Raw genomic sequence first — 17,603 nt, forward strand, 5'->3', positions numbered from 1 at the left:
ATCCCGCAAAAGATTGAGCTACCTCAAGCCCCTACGCGGCAGCATCCCCTAGAATTTTTCCGAAAGACTTCTTCGCCGCCGGTGCGGCGATACATTGTTAACGGGGCATTCTGGGGCATTTTATTCATGTTGAAGCGTTTATTTGTGACAGGCACGGATACCGACGTCGGTAAAACCGTGGTTTCCCGCGGGTTGATGCAGGCGCTGGCCGCCGAAGGCCGTTCGGTGGCCGGCTACAAGCCGATCGCCGCGCGCTGCCAGGAAACCAGCGAGGGCATCCGCAATAAAGACGCTTTGGTATTGCAGGCATCTTCAACCCTGCCGCTGTCCTACGAGGAGATCAATCCCATCACCTGCCTGGATGAGGTGTTTCACGCGCATGCGACCGAGGACATCAACTATGGCGTGATGAGCACCGGTCTGCGGGATCTTTCGGCCAAAGCCGATACGGTGGTGGTGGAAGGCAGCGGCGGTTGGCGGGTGTTGATGAACGATCTGCGGCCTTACGCCGAGTGGGTGGTGCAGGAACAGCTGCCGGTGGTGTTGGTGGTGGGCATCAAGCTGGGCTGCGTTAGCCACGCGTTGCTGACGGCACAGTCGATTATCAACGACGGCCTGCCGTTGCTGGGCTGGGTCGCCAACCGCATCAACCCGGGGTTGGCGCACTATGCCGAAACCATCGCGGCGCTGCAGCAGCGCATTTCCGCGCCGCTGCTGGGTGAAATTCCGTATCTGCCGCGCGCGGAGCAGCGCGAACTGGCGCACTATCTCGACATCTCCACGCTGCTGCGCTAGCGCGCTCAGGCCAGCAAAGGGGCCAACAAACGGGCGGAGACAAACAGCCCCAGGCCGTACACCGTATGCACCAGCAGGCTGATGATGCGGCTACGCGCCGGGTTGGGGGTATTCGCCGCCGCCACGCCAAAGCCCAACGCCGGCTGCATCACGAAGAAGGGCGCCGCCAGGCTCAGCCAGCCGCTCAACAGCGCGACGAGCGGCGTCGGCGCGGCGTACCACGCGATGCCCGCCAAGCCGAGCGGGATAAAGGCGAAGGCGACGCCGATCGCGTAGTGCAGCAGCCATCCCATCGCTTTTTCTCCCCGCCGCACCGGCGCCGCCATGATCGGAGCGTGATAAAACCGGCCGTCGAACAGGCCGATAAACCAGCGGCCGACCAGCGCGTAGTTAAGGGGCGGGATGCCCAGCACGCGCTTTTGCACGATGGCCCACAGATCGGTGCACAGCGTGGCGCCCACCCCGGTCAGCATAATCATCAGTAAAATTTCTGTCGTCATTTTCGTGCCCTTAAAGTCACTCATGGTGTAATGTGCGCACAGTGTGCAACTTAAAGTCGACTTCAAGTCAATGGGAAAAGAACTGGATATTGGCGAGGTGGCGCGTTTGAGCGGCATCGCGCCCTCGGCGCTGCGGCATTACGAGAAAAAAGGGCTAATCGCCTCGATAGGCCGCAACGGTTTACGTCGCCAATACGCCGCCGGCGTGCTGGATCAACTGAAGCTGATCGCCCTCGGGCGGCTGGCGGGGTTTACGCTGGATGAGATCGCCTCGCTGTTTGACGAGCGGGGGCGCATCGCCCTCGATCGCAGGCTGCTGGCGGCGCGGATTGAAGAACTGGATCGCACCCTGCGGCGTCTGGGGCAGGTGCGCGCCGGTTTGCAGCACATGGTCGATTGCCCTGAACCGGAGCACCTGCAGTGCCCGCAGTTCAGGAAGCTGCTGCAGCAGGGGGAGTTTTAAGCCTCGCGTTTGGGCGGCGGCGCGGTGTGGTAGACCGATACCGGCCGCAGGCCGCGCGACACGGTGGTGGCGATTACGCAGGCCAGCAGAATGCCGGGCAGCAGCGCGTATTCGCCGGTCATTTCAAATACCATCAGCGCCGCCATGATCGGCGCATGGGTGGTGGCGGCCAGCAGGGTAGCCATGCCGGTCAGCGCCAGCAGCAGCGGCACCGCCGCATCCATCCCCGGCCACAGGCCGAACAGCTGGCCGATCATCGAACCGAGCGCGGCGCCGACGAACAGCGTCGGGGTGAAGACCCCGCCGGGCGCGCCCGACCCGCTGCTGGCGAGGATCGCCAGCAGCTTGCATACCAGGATCGCCCCCAGCAGCAACACCCCCGGCGGCGCGATCAGCAGCGCCTGCACCACGCTGTAGCCATTGCCCCATACCTGCGGGAACAACAGCGAAAGCAGCCCGACGATCAGGCCGCCCAGCGCCAGCTGCAGCGGCGGCTTCAGGCGCAGCGATCGGAACGCGCGGCCGGTGGCGGTCATCAACCATAAAAACAGCGGCCCGCCGGCGCCGGCCACCACGCCGACCAGCGCCATCAGCAGGTATTGCGTCGGCAAGGGGGCGGCGAGCGGCGTCACCAGGTAGAGCGGCGCCTGGCCGCCGTTGAGCAGGTTGGTCATCAGCAGGGCGCTGACCGCGGCGATCACCACCGGGCCGAGCGAGGCCAGCATCAGGGTGCCGAACAGGATCTCGGCGATAAACAGGCTGCCCGCCAGCGGCGCATGATAGGCGCTGGCCATCCCGGCGGCGGCGGCGCAGGCCACCCACAGTTTCCATTCTTTCTCGTGCGTAAAGCGCTGGGCAAACAGCGAGCCCACCAGCGCTGCCAGCAGGATCATCGCGCCTTCACGGCCGATGGCGCTGCCGCTCGACACCACCAGCAGCGACGCCAGACACTTCACCAGGCTGGCGCCGGTGTCCAGCTTGCCGTTGCCGGTCTCGATCGCTTCCATATAGTCGGTGGGCGCCGCCGGGCGCTGGTGGCGGTAGCGCTGGTGAACATACAGCAGCAGGCCCGCCGCCAGCCCGCCCAACGCAGGCGTCAGGGCGCGCCGCCAGCCGGGCAGCGCGGCGGCGGCGGCCACCAGACTGCCGTCGGCATTGCCGAGCAACAGCCACTCGAGGCCAATCATCGAACGGTGGAACAGCCACACCGCCAGGGCGGCGGCGACGCCGATGAACACGGCGATAAACAGGCTGCGCAGCAGGGCGCGATAGTGGTGCAGGTGGACCAATCTTTTCATGCGTGGGCGGCGTCGTGAGAAAAATCAAAGGGTCATCAGCGCATTGTGCTTGGCGCTCCGGCCGATGACCAGTGAATCTTTATCAAACTGCGGCATGGGCGGGGCGGTCGGCGCCCCGGCGGGGGTTATTGCGGCGTCAGCACCCGGCGCGTGCGGCCGGAGCTGAGGTAGTCGGCGATATAATCCTGCGAGATTTCGCCGCTGTAGCGGCCGTCTTCATCGACGATCGGCATCCAGGACGTATTGTGCTCATACAGCTTCGACAGCACCACGCGCAGGTTCTCTTCCGCGCGGGCGGTGACGCGAAAGCGGTGCAGGCTATCGGCGCATACCCCCGGCGCACCGCGCGCCTCGCGGCGTTTGACGTAACCCAGCGGTTTGCCGTCGGCGTCCACTACCGTCACCGAACGGGCGTCGATATCGTCCATCAACCCGAATGCCTCTGTCAGCGGCGTTTCCCGGCGCACCGTCACCGTCTCTTGTTGGTCTGCCACGTCGCCGGCCTGCACCAGCAGCAGGCGCTTCAGCGTGCGATCCTGGCCGACAAAGGAGGCGACGAAGTCGTTCGCCGGGCGCGCCAGCAGCTCATCGGCGCTGGCGTTCTGCACGATCTTGCCCTGGCGGAACACCGCGATGCGATCGCCGAGCTTCAGCGCTTCGTCGATGTCGTGGCTGACCAGCATCACGGTCTTCTTCAGCTGACGCTGCATGTCGAGAAACTCGTTTTGGATGGTTTCGCGGTTGATCGGATCCACCGCGCCGAAGGGTTCATCCATCAGCAGCACCGGCGGATCGGCCGCCAGCGCGCGGATCACGCCGATGCGCTGCTGCTGCCCGCCGGACATCTCTTTCGGGTAGCGGTGCAAAAAGCGCTTGGGATCCAGCGCCACCATGCTCATCAGCTCCTCGGCGCGATCGTGGCAGCGTTTTTTGTCCCAGCCCAGCATGCGCGGCACTACGGTGATGTTCTCCTCGATGGTCATGTTGGGGAACAGACCGATCTGCTGGATGACGTAGCCGATTTTGCGGCGCAGGCTGACGGTATCCAGCGCGCTGGTGTCTTCGCCGTTGATCAGAATGGTGCCGCCGGTGGGTTCGATCAAGCGGTTGATCATCTTCAGCGTGGTGGTTTTGCCGCAGCCGGATGGGCCGAGCAGCACGCAAATTTCGCCTTCCGGCACGTCCAGATTGATGTTGTCGACGGCGTTGAACGGCGTGCCGTTCTTTTGCATGAACTGTTTGGTCAGATTTTCCAATTTAATCATGAGCGGATCCCCTTGGGCGTGAGCGCAATTTGCAAGCGGTGCAATAACCAATCGAGGACGATCGCCAGCAGGCTGATCATCACGGCGCCGGTAATCAACTGGCGGATGTCGCTGCTGCTGATGCCGTTGAGCAGCAGCAGGCCGAGGCCGCCGGCGCCGATCACCGCGGCTATCGCCATCACGCCGATATTCATCACCACGGCGGTGCGAATGCCGCCGAAAATCACCGGCAGCGCTACCGGGATCTCCACCCAGCGCAGGCGTTGCCAGAACGTCATGCCGATGCCGCGGCCGGCTTCGCGCAGCCCGCCGGGCAGGTTGTCGAGCGCGGTGTGGGTGTTGCGCACGATCGGCAGCAGCGAATAGAGGAACACCGCGGTGATCGCCGGCACGTAGCCGATGCCGTGGCCGATTAAGGAAAACAGCGGGATCATCAGCCCGAACAGGGCGATGGAGGGCACGGTCAGCACCAGCGTGGCCAGGCTCAGCACCGGCGTCGCCAGCCATTTGTGGCGGACGATCAGTACGCCGAGCGGCACGCCGATCAGGATCGCCAGGCCGACGGCGATGCCGACCAGCAGCAGGTGTTCCAGCGTCAATCCGGCGATATAGGCCCAGTTTTGCCAGGCGTAAAGTAAGGTATTCATCATGCCTCCTAAATCAGGCCGCGCTGCTTGAGGAACGCGTCGGCGACCTGTTGCGGCGTCTGGTAGTCGATATCCACTCTGGCGTTAAGCTCGGTGATCACCTGATTGTTGAACTGTTTCGACAGCGTGTTCAGCGCCGCTTCCAACCCCGGCGTGTTTTGCAACACGTCGGCGCGCACCACCGGCGTGACCGCATAGCTCGGGAAATAGCCTTTGTCGTCTTCGAGCACCTGCAGATCGAAGCCTTTCACCCGGCCGTCGGTGGTGTACACCAGCCCGGCGTCGACGAAGCCGTCGCGGATGGCGTTGTAGACCAGGCCGGGATCCATCTGGCGGATTTGCGGGCGATCCAGCGGCATGTCGTACAGCGCCTGCATCGGCTTCAGGCCGTCCGAGCGGCCGGCAAATTCCAGATCCAGTCCCAGCAGCCAGTTGTGTTTCGGGTCGGTTTTACGCACCTGTTCCACTTTGGCCACCAGCTGCGACATCGTGCGGATCTGCTCTTTTTCCGCGCGCCGGCGCTGCATGGCGAAGGCGTAGGTGTTGTTCATGTCCGCCGGCTGCAGCCACACCAGGCCGAGTTTGGCGTCGAGCTTTTTCACCGTGTCGTAGGTTTCCTGCGGCGACATGCGCTTATTGATGTGGTTAAAGATGATCAGCGAGGTGCCGGTGTATTCCCAGGTCATGTCGATCTGCTTGTTGATCATCGCGTTGCGGGTGATCACCGTAGCCAGATTGGTTTTGGGTTCGACCTGAAAACCTTTGGCCCGCAGGTATTGCACGGTGATCGCCGACAGAATGCGCTGTTCGGTAAAGTTCTTGCTCGCCAGCGTCAGCGGGGCGGCCCAGGCGGCCGCGCCGGTCATCAGCAAGGAGAACAGCAGCGCGTGGCGGAGTCGTTGTAACCATCGAGTCATCGCGTTTCTCCCATCAGGATGCGGTGTGCGGGCTGAGCCGGCGGCCGAGACCGGCCAGCGCCAGATCGAGCAGCAGGGCGATCAGCGCGGTGGCGGCGGCGCCGAGGATCAGCGTCGGGAAGTCGTTCAGGTAGATGCCGGGGAAGATCAGCTCGCCATAGCTGCTGGCGCCGATCAAAAACGCCAGCGGCGCGGTGCCGACGTTAATCGCCATCGCGATGCGCACCCCGGCGAAGATCACCGGCAGGGCATTGGGCAGTTCGACCTGGCGCAGCCGCTGTCCGGCGGTCATGCCAATACCGTTGGCGGCCTCGACCAGCGCCGGCGGCACCGAACGCAGGCCGGCATAGGTATTGCGCACGATAGGCAGCAGCGAGGCGAGGAACAACGCCACCACCGCCGGCCGGTCGCCGATGCCGATGATCACCATCGCCAATGCCAACACTGCCAGCGGCGGCAGGGTGTTGCCGACATTAAAGATCTGCATCACGTGCTCCGCCCAGCGGCGGGCGAAAGGGCGGCTCAGCAGGATACCGCTGGGAATGCCGACCAGCAGCGACAGCAGCATCGAACACACCACCAGGAACATGTGCTGCTGACCGAGGTAAATCAAATCTTCCCGGCGCGACTTGAGGGTTTCCCAACCGATGCCGTAAACCAGCAGCGCGATGACGGCGATAAACAGCAGGCTCCCGAGGAGCAGGCGCCGGTATGGCGCTGACTTGTGCATGATGTTGCGTCCTCCGTTGCGCGGAGCGGCCGACGAGACGGCGCATTCCGCTCTGATTGTTACCCACGGCCCGGCGGGCGTGGCGGTACAAAACGGGCGTTTCGCATGAGGTTAGCGACATTGAGCGAAGGGTGCGTTCGGCACAGCGTGCTGAACGTAGGCTCAATACGTGAGTTAATCAGCATAAGATACTGATATTTAAACCCGAGAAAGCACGAAGCCCAAAGGCGCCGGCTAGGGAAGGTATAGCACCCTGTCGTTGACCGTGCCAAGTTTTATGAACAAAATCAGCTGATTGAGTTTGCCCGTATTGGCGCCGCAGCCCGCGTCAGCGCTGGGATGCGGGTAAAGTGAAAAAAATCCACGGCAAAACGTTACGCCGTAACAGTTAGTCCAAATGGTGCGATTCGCCGCCGGCAAAGGCAGGATGTGAGGGCGGATAGACTTGGCACAGGCGCTTGCTGATATACTCAGGGAAAATAAAAACGCCAGGAAACCTGCATAACGCCATGACAAATAACGTTTCACCCGCCCCCATTGCCCACCGCCCGCTGATCCTGATCGCCTGCATGCTGGCGATGTTCATGTCGGCGATCGAAGCCACCATCGTCGCCACCGCCATGCCGACCATCATCGGCGATCTCGGCGGCTTCTCGCTGCTGGGCTGGGTGTTCGCGGTCTATTTGCTGGCGCAGGCGATCACCATTCCCATCTACGGCCGGCTGGCGGATCTCTACGGCCGCAAGCGGGTGTTTTTCTTCGGTGCCACGCTGTTCCTGCTGGGATCGGTGCTGTGCGGCTTCGCCCCCGACATGTATTGGCTGATCGGCTTCCGCTTATTGCAGGGATTGGGCGCCGGCGCCATCATGCCGATCGCGTCCACCATCATCGGCGACATCTACAGCGCCACCGAGCGGCCGAAGGTGATGGGCTACCTGTCGAGCGTGTGGGGCGTATCGGCGATCATCGGCCCGCTGCTGGGCGCGTTTATCGTGCAACACCTGCCGTGGGCGCTGGTGTTCTGGGTCAACCTGCCGATCGGCCTGTTGGCGATGTTCTTCCTCTGGCGCTATCTGCCGGCGCATCAGCAACTGCGGCGGCACGCGCTGGATCTGGCGGGCACCGCCTGGCTGACGCTGTTCGTTTCGGCGCTGCTGCTGGCGCTGTTGCAGATGGAAAGTCTCGGATGGTGGGTGGCGCCGTTGCTGGTGCTGGCGGCGGCGTCGCTGGCGCTGCTGATCCGTCAGGAGCGGCGCGCGGTCGAGCCGCTGTTCCCGCTGGCGCTGTGGCAAAGCCGGGTGATCGTCGCCGGCAACATCGGCGGGCTGGTGATCGGCGCGGCGATGATGGGCATCAGCGCCTTTCTGCCCACCTTCATTCAGGGCGTGATGGGCGGCTCACCGCTGGAGGCGGGCACCACGCTGGCCTTGATGTCGATCGGTTGGCCGCTGGCCAGCACGCTGAGCGGCCGTTTGATGCTGATGACTTCGTATCGCGCCACGGCGCTGTTGGGCGCGCTGCTGTTGGTAGCAGGCGGCCTGATCCTGCTGATGTTGCAGCCGGACGGCGGTCTGCTGTGGGGCCGTGTGGCGGCGTTTATGGTCGGCGCCGGCATGGGATTGTGCAACACGACGTTTTTAGTGTCGGTGCAGAACGCCGCGCATTACAGCATTCGCGGCATCGCCACCGCCTGTACGGTGTTTACCCGTATGGTGGGCTCGGCCATCGGCACCGCGATTTTGGGCGCCACGTTGAACCTCAACCTGCAGTGGCGTTTGCCGGAGATTGACGATCCGGTGCAGCGGCTGATGGAGCCGGCGGTGCGGCAGAGCATGGGGAGCGAAGCGCTGGCGCAGCTTATCCAGCAGGTGGCGGCTTCGCTGCATTGGGTGTTCCTGGTATCGGCGTTGGTGTCGTTGCTGGCGCTGGCGGCGGCGATGCTGATCCCGGCGCGTTGTCGGCCGCAAGGCGAAGAGGAAGAGGCGGAGCAGGCGTAGTAAAGGAAAAGGAAAGGGCGCGGCTGTTGCGCGCCCTGGGTAGCCGATGCGGCTTACTGCGCGTTGGAGGTGTCCTGGCTGGTGCCGGTCTGCGCTGCGTCACCATTATCGTCGCCGTTGTTCAGGCGGGTATAAACGATCTTCTGGGTGTCGTTTTCGCAGTGGCCGACCACCTGGCCGCCCGCTTGATCGGCCTGATCGTTAGGCACGATCTCCAGTTTGAAGCCGGACTCCGGAACGCCGTTATTGACGATTTTTTGCGAAATGTCCGCTTTCACGCTTTCACAGGAGGCCAGAGCCGCCAATGGGGCGCCGGCCAGCAATACAGCGGTTAATATCAGCGTTTTCTTCATCACGTCATCCTTTTAGACAATGAACTTCCTGTAACAGGATAGCAGCAACGGCGGCCGGGTTTCACGCTTGCCCGCCCGCCGCAGGCGGATTAAGGATTAATCCGACGCCCGGTCTGGCGATCCAGACATTTACGGGTGTCCGGTTCCCAGTACGCGTTGACGTTGTTGCTGTCGTTGCAGCGGTCTTCGTCATCCGCCGCGCGATCGGCCTTGTCGAACTCTTTCTCGACGCGGGTGTTAACCTTGTGGCGCAGGGATTTGGTATCATTCCACTGCTCTTTGCTCTGGCGCGCTTCTTCGGTGCTCATCGCGCCGCTGCCTTTGCCATCGACGGTGACGCAGGTGCTGCCCTGCGTGCAGGTGGCGGCCAGCGCCGGCGCCTGCCAGGCGCCCATAACGGCCAGCATGGCGACCGGCAGCATCCCGCGCAGCAGTCGTTGGGTCGAAAATGTTTTCATCGTTTCATCCTTATGAGTGAGTGCGCCTGATGATGGCGACACTGGCGTTACCTCGCCCGCAGGCGTGGTGATAAATATACCACCGCGCTCCTGGAATTCACCAGCCAAGCGCCGATTCGTTTACTTTACCGAGAGAAAACTGCGACCGATGTTAAAAACCACGCTGTTGTTTTTCGCCACCGCCCTGGCTGAAATTATCGGCTGTTTCCTGCCTTACCTATGGCTGAAGAAGCAGGGCAGCGCCTGGCTGCTGCTGCCGGCGGCATTAAGCCTGATGCTGTTTGTCTGGCTGTTGACGCTGCATCCGGCGGCCAGCGGGCGGGTCTATGCGGCTTACGGCGGTGTGTATGTGGCGACGGCACTGCTGTGGCTGCGGGTGGTGGACGGGGTGAAGCTGTCTGCGCTGGATTGGGTCGGCGCCGGCGTGGCGCTGGCGGGCATGCTGATTATCGTTTCCGGCTGGCGCGCGGCCTGAAGAAACGCGGCGGGAGTTGCCTCCCGCCGTCGCGGCTCAGGCGCCGCGGTGGATGTTCAGCCCGGCGAAGGACTGGCTGACCGGCATCATTTCCAGCGTGTTGATGTTGACGCGCGCCGGCAACGTCGCGACCCAGAACACCGACTCGGCGATGTCTTCCGGCGTCAGCGCATCGGCGCCTTCGTAGGTTTTGTTGACCTTGCCGTCATCACCCTTGAAGCGCACGTTGGAGAATTCGGTGCCGCCCACCAGGCCCGGCTCGATATCGGTCACGCGGATGCGCGTGCCGTGCAGATCGGCGCGCAGACCCAGGCTGAACTGCTTGACGAACGCCTTGGTGGCGCCGTACACGTTGCCGCCGGCGTAAGGCCAGTTGGCGGCGGTGGAGCCGATGTTGATCACATGGCCGACGTTGCGCTCGACCATGGCCGGCAACAGCGCGCGCGTCATGTTCACCAGCCCTTTGGCGTTGGTGTCGATCATGGTTTCCCAGTCATCGGCGTTGGCCTTATGCGCCGGCTCCAGCCCCAGCGCCAGCCCGGCGTTGTTCACCAGCACGTCGATCTGGCGCAGCTCGGCCGGCAGTGCTTCGATCGCCTGTTGAATGGCGGCGCGGTTGCGCACGTCGAGCCGCACGATGTGCAGCGCTTGGCCGAGTTCTTCCTGCAGCGCTTCAAGACGCTCAAGGCGGCGCCCGGCGGCAATCACCCGATGGCCTTCACGGATAAAACGGCGCGCAATGGCCTCGCCGAAACCGGAGGTGGCGCCGGTAACAAAAATAATCATGTTGCTGTTCCTCAACTGTTTTTACCCTACATGCCTCTATCATTAGCACAAACCCGCAGGCAGTGGCAGGGGTTATCACGGCGGAAAGCAAAAAAGATGACACCGGGCCGGCGGCCCGATGCTGACTAGCGCTGAGGCGGCAGGTGATACACCACTGCGTCATACTTGATGCGCTCGCAACGGCCGGCCAGCACACCGCCCAGCGACTCGACGAGGCGGCGGCTGGCGGTATTCTGCTCGGCCACCGGGTAGAGAAAGTGCGGCGGCTGAAAGCGCTCGCTGGCCCAGCGCGCGATGCCCTGTACGATTTCACGGCCGTAGCCCTGGCCATGCAGGCTCTCTTTCACCCAGATGCCCAGCTCCGGGGTGTGGCTGCGTAGGTTGTGCGCGCCGCCGACGCCGACGAACTGCCGGTCTTCGCGCCGACGGGCGACGAAGATCACTTCTTCGCCTTCGCGCATCAGCGGCAGCCAGCTTTGCCAGACGTTGGCGAAGTCTTCCGGCGATGCCTCCGGCTCAAAGGTCATAAAGCGCGTCAGAGTGGGGGTGATCGCCTGGTAAACATCGTCGGCGTCTGCTGCGGTAAAGGGGGCAATCAACAAACGGTCGGTGTCAACGCGGCACTGAGAAAGGTCATTATGATTCATCTTATTCCCTCGCTTTTCAGGCCAGAATGGCAAAAAAAATCCGCGCCCATAAGTCGGGGCGGATCGTCGATACTACGCGCATTGGCGGCAGAAGCGACTTATTTTTCGCCGCTGCGACGGCGCGGAGGAAGGGTATTGTGTGACGGCGTCACGTTGATGGGAAAGGCGGCGGGCACGGTTAACCGCGCCCGCCGCTGAGGGTCAGAACTTCACCGAACCTTGCAGATAGATCGTGCGCGGCTGGCCGATGTACAGACCCTTGTTGTTGTCGTCATAGGCGCGGGTGAAATACTCGTGGTTGAACAGGTTTTTCACGCCGACGCCCAGATTCAGGCCGGCCATTTCCGGGCCGAAATCATAGGCAGCGCGCACGCCCCACAGCATGTAGCCGGGAATGCGGCCGGTGCTGCCGTCGGCGCTTTCCGCCACGGTGTTGGCGTTGTCGGCGAACTGGCTGGACTGGAACTCGCCGTTAAGGTTAAACGCCCAGTTGCCTGGCGTGTAGTCCAGCCCCAGCGTGCCTTTATGCTTCGGCGAGAACGGCACCTGGTTGCCTTTGTAGCCGCCGTCTTCACGAATGGTGGCGTTGACGTAGGCGTAGCTGGCGTAGGCGGTCAGGTCGTCCAGTTTCGGCGTTAGCTGCGACAGATCGTAACGCAGGCTGCCTTCCAGCCCGGCGTGGCGGGTTTTGCCGCGCGCGGTCACGCTGTCGGTCACCTGGTTGGAGTCATACTGGTTGTTGAAGTTGATCAGGAACAGCCCGATTTCGCCGGTCAGCGCATCGCCGGCGTAGCGGGTGCCCAGCTCCCAGGTGCGCGCCTTCTCCGGTTCAATCTTGCCGCTGTCGACCGCTTTGCCCATCTGGCTGTACTGCACGGTGCCGAAGGAGCCTTCGGTGTTGGCGTACAGGTTCCAGTATTCGTTCAGGTGATACATCACGTTCAACGCCGGCAGCGGCGCGTTATAGCTGACGTCGAGGCGGTTGTTCTTGATGTAGTTGTTCTGATACGACTTGATGTATTCGTAACGCATGCCCGGCGTGAGGGTCCAGTCGCCGATGTCGATGCGATCGTCGATATAGAACGCGTGCGCCTCGGTGCCTGACTGGGTGTCGCGATCGTACGGGCTGGCGGTGGACGGCAGCCTGCCGGTGCTGGCTTTAGTGTAGTAGCGCAGCTCGTGGGTGGATTCGCTGACGTAACGGTAGCCGACGCCGACCTCGTGCGCCGAGTCGCCCCAGCGGAAGCTCTGGCTGTAGCGCGGTTCTACGCCGCGCACCCAGTATTCGCGCGGCGACAGCGTCAGGTTCTTGCCCTGATCCAGATAGCCGCTGCGCAGGGTGTAGGTGTAGAAACTCTGCACGTCGAACTTGTGCTGCCGATCCGGCTGATACTGGTAGCCGAAGTTCGCCAACTGGCGGCGGCCCCAGAACTTGTCGTACGAGCGCGTCGACTGGAACGGGTTGGCGTTGTAGTCCGCCCGGCTCAGGCCGCCCGGCATCTCCGCTTCGCCTTCGTAGTATTGCAGCAGGCTGTTGAAGGTGTGCACCTCGTTTGGCGCGTAACGGCTTTTCAGCATCATGTCGTCGATCTTGGTTGCGCTGTGCTCGCGCCAGTCGCTGCCGCGGGTGCCGGAGTAGAGCAGCGCCGCGCCGAAGCCGTTGTCGGCGGTGCCGCCGATCATCAGGTTGCCGGTGCCTTTCGGGTGATCCTGGCGCGAGGTCGGGCTGAGTTGCCCCTGCATGCCGGCCGTCATGCCGAAGGTTTTCGGGATGGCGCGGGTGACGAAGTTGACCACGCCGCCGACGCTCTGCGGCCCGTAGCGCACCGCGCCGCCGCCGCGCACCACGTCAATCGCGTCCATATTACCGAGCGAGACCGGCGCCAGCGATAGCTGCGGCTGGCCGTAAGGGGCGAAGGGCACCGGAATGCCGTCCATCAGCACGGTGGAGCGGCTGGCGAGGCGCGGGTTGAGGCCGCGTATGCCGAAGTTCAGCGCCATATCGTGGCTACCGGTGCCGTTGTTTTCCGGCGCCACCACGCCCGGCACGCGGTTCAACGCTTCGCGCACGGTGGTGGTGCCGGTTTTGACGAAGTCTTCGCGGCGCACCACGTCGCGCGCGCCGGGGTGTTCGAACACGTCTGCCTGACGGCCTTCCGCCAGCCAGTCACCGACTACCGTGATGTCCTCTTCCTTCTGCGACTGCGGCAGTGTGGCCAGCGTGTAACCGTTGTTGCCGAGCGTTTTAGCCTGCAGGCCGCTGCCCGCCAGCAGGGCGTTCAGGCCGTCGTCGACACCGTAGCTGCCGTTCAGGCCCGGCGAACGTTTGCCGGCGGTCAGCGTGCCGTCCACCGAGAGCGCGATGCCGGCGCGCGCGGCGAAAGCGTTCAGCGCGCCGTCCAGCTCACCGGCCGGAATGTGGTAGGCGGCAGCGGCGCTGGCGGCGCTCGCCATCTGCGGTGCAGCGAAGACCAGGCCAATGGCCACGGCCAGCGGCGTGGCCCGTTTTCCCCAAAGCGAAGCCGGAGCGGCCTTTCCCCAAGCGTTGTTCATACCTTCTCCTGAATCATTTTTATTTATTGCTGCAGTGTTTTCCTGGGAGTCGGATGAGCAAGGCAAAAGGGACAATCAAAAATGCGATTTTTTATCATTTTCATTTAAAAAATTCAGGCGGGGACGATTTGCAGCCAATAGCGGGTAAAGCTCTGCAGACGTATCGGCAGCGTCTGGCTGAGCAGGGCGAGAGCGCGATCGGTATCGTTGAGCGGGAAACTGCCGCTGACGCGCAGGCCGGCGACGGCCGGATCGCAGCTCAGATGGCCGCGCCGGTAGCGCGCCAGTTCGGCGATCACCCGCTCAAGCCGCCACTGGCTGACGCTCAGCACGCCGCGTAGCCAGCCGTCCTCCGCCGCAGCCGATTGCTTGTCGCCGAAGGCCGTGGCGCTGAAGCTAATCTGTTCGCCGGCGTTCACCCGGCGCGTTTGCCGCGCGTCCTGCGCTAACTGCGCTTCAACCGCATGCTCCAGCACCGTCAGGCGCGTCTCGCCGCCGCTCTCGCGCACCAAAAAACGGGTGCCGAGCGCGCGCATCGCCCCCTGCGGGCTTTGCACCCATAGCGGCCGGGCGTCGCGTCCGGTGATCAGGCTGATTTCCCCGGCGTGCAGGCGGATCAGCCGTTGACGATCGTCGTAATGCACGTCCACCGCGCTGGCGGTGTTCAGCACCAGCTGGGTGCCGTCGCTTAACACAATGGGTTTGATCTCGCCGGTGGCGGTGCGGTAGTCGGCGCGTAGCTCCCGGCCGAACGGCGACTGGTAAAGGAAGCCGCCGCCGCCCACGCCGAGCAATAACAGCAGGCTTTTCAGCAGGGTGCGGCGATCGATCGCCGATTGATGGCCGGCGCGATCGAGCGCGCGATAGCTGAATTTGCCCGGCACGCCCTGCAGCTGGCTCTGCAACGCTTCGACGCGCTGCCAGGCCCAGCGGTGATCGTCATGCTGCTGGTGCCAGGCTTGCCACTGTTGGCGCTGGCGTTCGGTGACGTGCTCGTCGCACAGCAGCGCATACCAGTGTGCGGCCATTTTCAGCGCCTGGCGCTGCTCGGGGGTGATGGCGTTGCTCATGAATAAACGTCGTTTTCGAGGCTGAACAGCAGGCAATGCTCGGTGGCTTTGGCCATGTATTTTTTAACCGAGCTGACCGAGACGCCGAGGCGCGCGGCGATGTCCACATAGCCCAAACCTTCGAGCTGCGACAACAGAAAGGCCTGTTTTACCTTCGGCCCCAGGCCGTCGAGCATCGCGTCGATCTGCTGCAGGCTGTCCAGCAGGCTCTGGCGCTGCTCCGGCGACGGGGCGTAGCCTTCCGGGATCAGCGCCAGCATCTCCAGATAGGCGCGCTCCAGCGTTCTGCGGCGGAACAGATCGACCATCACCCGTTTGGCGACGGTGACCAGAAAGTCTTTCGGTTCGCGCAGGGTCGCCGCGGCGTCGCTTCTCAGCAGGCGCATAAAGGTGTCCTGCGCCACATCGTCCGCATCGAACGCGCAGCCCAGCCGGCGGTGCAGCCATCCCTGCAACCAGGCATGATGGGTGGCGTAAAGGCGCGACAGCGCGGCGTGCGGGGCAGAAGCGGTGGCGGACATGATTTTCGCATTGCTGGTCAAAAAGATGCGCGGATGATAATTGAGAATGGTTATCGTTTCAAGTTTGGCCGTTGTCCTTAGGCCGAGATTCAATCCTCAGGCGCGCTGTTGAAATAAGCCGTGCGCCGTGAAGATATTCGCCTGCCCATTCAAGGTGCAGCGGCGCGATGTTATTTTGGCAGGCAAACGGTTGCTATTAATCTGCCGGTGAAGGCTGAGCGTGGGTCTTATTCTCTTTCGTCGGCCTACGCTTTTAGATTAATTACTAATTAATTGTTTTTATTTGAAAATGTATTTTATCTCCGCCTGTTGGCATGCGGCTTGCTATGCTTAATCCGGTCTTTGCGTTTGGGCAAAAAAGCCTTGTTTCATCGGCGCAGGTTATTTCGCGGGTGAGCTTGGCCGGTCGTCACAAGGAAGAAAATAATGGCACTGCAATTCACCACGGCTATTCGTGGCAATTTTTTTGATATCGCAGCCTGTGTGGAGGCGCCGCAACAGCTTGAGGAACGCCTGCGGCATGTTCCCGACGGTTTGCTGCTGCTGAACGACGGCGTCATCGTCTGGTTCGGCAGCTGGCAGCAGGGCGAGGCGCTGCTGCCGCCGGGCTTCACGGTCACGGAATATCGCGACAAGCTGATCGTGCCGGGATTTATCGATACCCACATCCACTACCCGCAAACCGAAATGATTGGCGCCTATGGCGACCAACTGCTGGACTGGTTAAACAATTACACCTTCCCGACCGAAAGCCGTTATGACTGTGAGCAGCACACCGAGGCGATGTCGGCCTTCTTTCTGCAGCAGTTGCTGAGTAACGGCACCACCACCGCGCTGGTGTTCGGCACGGTGCATCCACAGTCGGTCGATGCGCTGTTCAGCCAGGCGGCAGCGCTGAACATGCGCCTGATCGCCGGCAAGGTGATGATGGATCGCCATGCGCCGGAGGCGCTGCTGGAAACGCCGGAGCAGAGTTACCGCCAGACGCGTGAGCTGATTGAACGCTGGCACGGCAAAGGCCGCCTCGGTTACGCCATTACGCCGCGCTTTGCGCCTACCAGTACGCCGGCGCTGCTGGCGCAGGTGCAGCGGCTGCGCGAAGAGTATCCCGACGTTTGGCTGCAGACGCACCTGAGCGAGAACCCGCAGGAAGTGGCCTGGGTAAAAGCGCTGTTTCCGCAGCACCGCAGCTATCTGGATGTTTACCACCGTTATGGCATGACCGGCGATAAAAGCGTGTTCGCTCACTGCCTGCATCTGGAGGAGCAGGAGTGGGACTGCCTGTGCGATACCCGCTCGGCGATCGCCTTTTGCCCCACCTCCAACCTGTTTCTCGGCAGCGGGCTGTTTGACCTGCAGCAGGCCTGGCGCAAGCGGGTGAAGCTCGGCATCGGCACCGACGTGGGGGCCGGCACCACCTTCAATATGCTGCGCACGTTAGGCGAGGCGTACAAGGTCGGCCAGCTGCAGCATTACCGGCTCTCCGCCGTAGAAGCGTTCTACCACGCCACCCTGGGCGGCGCCCGCGCGCTGGCGCTGGACGACAAAATCGGCAACTTCAACGTCGGTAAAGAGGCGGATTTCGTGGTGCTCGATCCGGCGGTCACGCCGCTGCAGCAGTTGCGTCACGCCAACAGCGCCACGTCGGCGGAACAAGGCTTCGTGCTGATGACCCTGGGGGACGATCGCAATATTTATCGCACCTATGTGGACGGCAAGGTGGTTTATGAGGCGGTGAGGTCAGACTGATTTCATTCGCGGCGTTGGCGCAAAGGCATGTCGGAATACGCCGACACCGCGTGGCGGCAATTTCAATAATAAGGAAGTGAAAGCCTTGATAACGTTATTGCTGCACGCCTTATGGATGAAAAATAGACAGTCAAGGGTAGCGCATGATTATTTATTGCACATGATGAGAGGTAGAATAAATAGGGTTATTTGATTAGGAGGCTCTTTATTGGTTTTTTATCGATATGCATAGTGATATACGGCTATGTGGCTGGATAAGTGCGTAAAAAACATTGCATTTCTTCGGGACGCCCGATATCATAATGAGAATAATTATCCTTACGATATCGCTAATTAAAAACAACAGGCCTGTTTTAATCTCTGTTGCTGCTTTTTCGAT

Annotated in this window: 18 protein-coding genes; 5 read left to right on the forward strand and 13 right to left on the reverse strand. The window is 62.3% G+C overall.

Features of this window, described 5'->3' with window-relative positions:
* Nucleotides 1-126 precede the first annotated feature (126 nt).
* Nucleotides 127-795 carry a dethiobiotin synthase gene (gene bioD / locus WFM45_RS07425; protein WP_082997567.1) on the forward strand — a complete coding sequence of 223 codons (669 nt, stop codon included), beginning with the start codon at nt 127-129 and terminating at the stop codon, nt 793-795.
* 5 nt (nt 796-800) lie between these two features.
* On the opposite strand, the gene WFM45_RS07430 is transcribed toward bioD, so the two are convergent.
* Nucleotides 801-1,295: a DUF2938 family protein gene (locus WFM45_RS07430; protein WP_033633140.1), complete on the reverse strand. Its 495-nt coding sequence runs from the start codon at nt 1,293-1,295 to the stop codon at nt 801-803.
* A gap of 70 nt (nt 1,296-1,365) precedes the next feature.
* On the opposite strand from WFM45_RS07430, the gene WFM45_RS07435 reads away from it, so the two are divergent.
* Complete coding sequence (locus WFM45_RS07435; RefSeq protein ID WP_033633139.1) at nt 1,366-1,758, forward strand: helix-turn-helix domain-containing protein; 393 nt, start codon at nt 1,366-1,368, stop codon at nt 1,756-1,758.
* On the opposite strand, the gene clcB is transcribed toward WFM45_RS07435, so the two are convergent.
* The 5 genes from clcB to WFM45_RS07460 form a co-directional block, all read right to left on the reverse strand.
* Complete coding sequence (gene clcB / locus WFM45_RS07440; RefSeq protein WP_033633138.1) at nt 1,755-3,056, reverse strand: voltage-gated ClC-type chloride channel ClcB; 1,302 nt, start codon at nt 3,054-3,056, stop codon at nt 1,755-1,757. The two genes, WFM45_RS07435 and clcB, sit on opposite strands and share 4 nt — an antisense overlap.
* A 125-nt stretch (nt 3,057-3,181) precedes the next feature.
* Nucleotides 3,182-4,321, reverse strand: coding sequence for an osmoprotectant ABC transporter ATP-binding protein OsmV (gene osmV, locus WFM45_RS07445; RefSeq protein ID WP_021505258.1), 1,140 nt, complete (start codon nt 4,319-4,321; stop codon nt 3,182-3,184).
* Nucleotides 4,318-4,968, reverse strand: coding sequence for an osmoprotectant ABC transporter permease OsmW (gene osmW / locus WFM45_RS07450; RefSeq protein WP_004938544.1), 651 nt, complete (start codon nt 4,966-4,968; stop codon nt 4,318-4,320). Before osmW ends, osmV begins: the two co-directional genes overlap by 4 nt.
* An 8-nt stretch (nt 4,969-4,976) precedes the next feature.
* Nucleotides 4,977-5,834 carry a glycine betaine ABC transporter substrate-binding protein gene (locus WFM45_RS07455; RefSeq protein ID WP_198509697.1) on the reverse strand — a complete coding sequence of 286 codons (858 nt, stop codon included), beginning with the start codon at nt 5,832-5,834 and terminating at the stop codon, nt 4,977-4,979.
* Between the two features lie 64 nt (nt 5,835-5,898).
* Nucleotides 5,899-6,615, reverse strand: coding sequence for an ABC transporter permease (locus tag WFM45_RS07460; protein WP_004938551.1), 717 nt, complete (start codon nt 6,613-6,615; stop codon nt 5,899-5,901).
* Between the two features lie 509 nt (nt 6,616-7,124).
* Here WFM45_RS07460 and WFM45_RS07465 point away from each other — a divergent pair.
* On the forward strand, nt 7,125-8,612 hold the full coding sequence (locus tag WFM45_RS07465) for an MDR family MFS transporter (RefSeq protein ID WP_336954983.1): 1,488 nt from the start codon (nt 7,125-7,127) through the stop codon (nt 8,610-8,612).
* A gap of 53 nt (nt 8,613-8,665) precedes the next feature.
* Here WFM45_RS07465 and WFM45_RS07470 read toward each other — a convergent pair whose 3' ends face one another.
* The gene (locus tag WFM45_RS07470) at nt 8,666-8,965 is read right to left on the reverse strand and encodes a DUF1161 domain-containing protein (RefSeq protein WP_103085583.1); all 300 of its coding nucleotides are present in this window, start codon (nt 8,963-8,965) and stop codon (nt 8,666-8,668) included.
* Between the two features lie 89 nt (nt 8,966-9,054).
* A complete protein-coding gene (locus WFM45_RS07475; protein WP_004938560.1) occupies nt 9,055-9,423 on the reverse strand; it encodes a DUF1283 family protein in 369 nt (122 codons plus the stop codon).
* A gap of 148 nt (nt 9,424-9,571) precedes the next feature.
* Here WFM45_RS07475 and WFM45_RS07480 point away from each other — a divergent pair, with 148 nt between their 5' ends.
* Nucleotides 9,572-9,898 carry a YnfA family protein gene (locus tag WFM45_RS07480; protein WP_004938563.1) on the forward strand — a complete coding sequence of 109 codons (327 nt, stop codon included), beginning with the start codon at nt 9,572-9,574 and terminating at the stop codon, nt 9,896-9,898.
* Between the two features lie 36 nt (nt 9,899-9,934).
* Here the strand turns inward: WFM45_RS07480 and ydfG are convergent, their stop codons facing one another.
* The 5 genes from ydfG to fecI form a co-directional block, all read right to left on the reverse strand.
* Nucleotides 9,935-10,684: a bifunctional NADP-dependent 3-hydroxy acid dehydrogenase/3-hydroxypropionate dehydrogenase YdfG gene (gene ydfG, locus WFM45_RS07485; protein WP_085336951.1), complete on the reverse strand. Its 750-nt coding sequence runs from the start codon at nt 10,682-10,684 to the stop codon at nt 9,935-9,937.
* Nucleotides 10,685-10,809: 125 nt separating this feature from the next.
* Nucleotides 10,810-11,331, reverse strand: coding sequence for a GNAT family N-acetyltransferase (locus WFM45_RS07490; protein ID WP_049240126.1), 522 nt, complete (start codon nt 11,329-11,331; stop codon nt 10,810-10,812).
* A gap of 201 nt (nt 11,332-11,532) precedes the next feature.
* The gene (fecA, locus tag WFM45_RS07495) at nt 11,533-13,884 is read right to left on the reverse strand and encodes a TonB-dependent Fe(3+) dicitrate receptor FecA (RefSeq protein WP_336954984.1); all 2,352 of its coding nucleotides are present in this window, start codon (nt 13,882-13,884) and stop codon (nt 11,533-11,535) included.
* Nucleotides 13,885-13,997: 113 nt separating this feature from the next.
* Complete coding sequence (fecR, locus tag WFM45_RS07500) at nt 13,998-14,954, reverse strand: ferric citrate uptake sigma factor regulator FecR (RefSeq protein ID WP_336954985.1); 957 nt, start codon at nt 14,952-14,954, stop codon at nt 13,998-14,000.
* The gene (gene fecI, locus WFM45_RS07505) at nt 14,951-15,475 is read right to left on the reverse strand and encodes a ferric citrate uptake sigma factor FecI (protein WP_033633131.1); all 525 of its coding nucleotides are present in this window, start codon (nt 15,473-15,475) and stop codon (nt 14,951-14,953) included. The genes fecR and fecI overlap by 4 nt, the downstream gene beginning before the upstream one ends.
* 426 nt (nt 15,476-15,901) lie before the next feature.
* On the opposite strand from fecI, the gene guaD reads away from it, so the two are divergent.
* A complete protein-coding gene (gene guaD / locus WFM45_RS07510) occupies nt 15,902-17,224 on the forward strand; it encodes a guanine deaminase (RefSeq protein ID WP_250602297.1) in 1,323 nt (440 codons plus the stop codon).
* The last annotated feature ends 379 nt before the right edge of the window (nt 17,225-17,603 follow it).

This window comes from Serratia sp. KG1D (assembly GCF_037150675.1).
GTDB lineage: Bacteria > Pseudomonadota > Gammaproteobacteria > Enterobacterales > Enterobacteriaceae > Serratia > Serratia nematodiphila.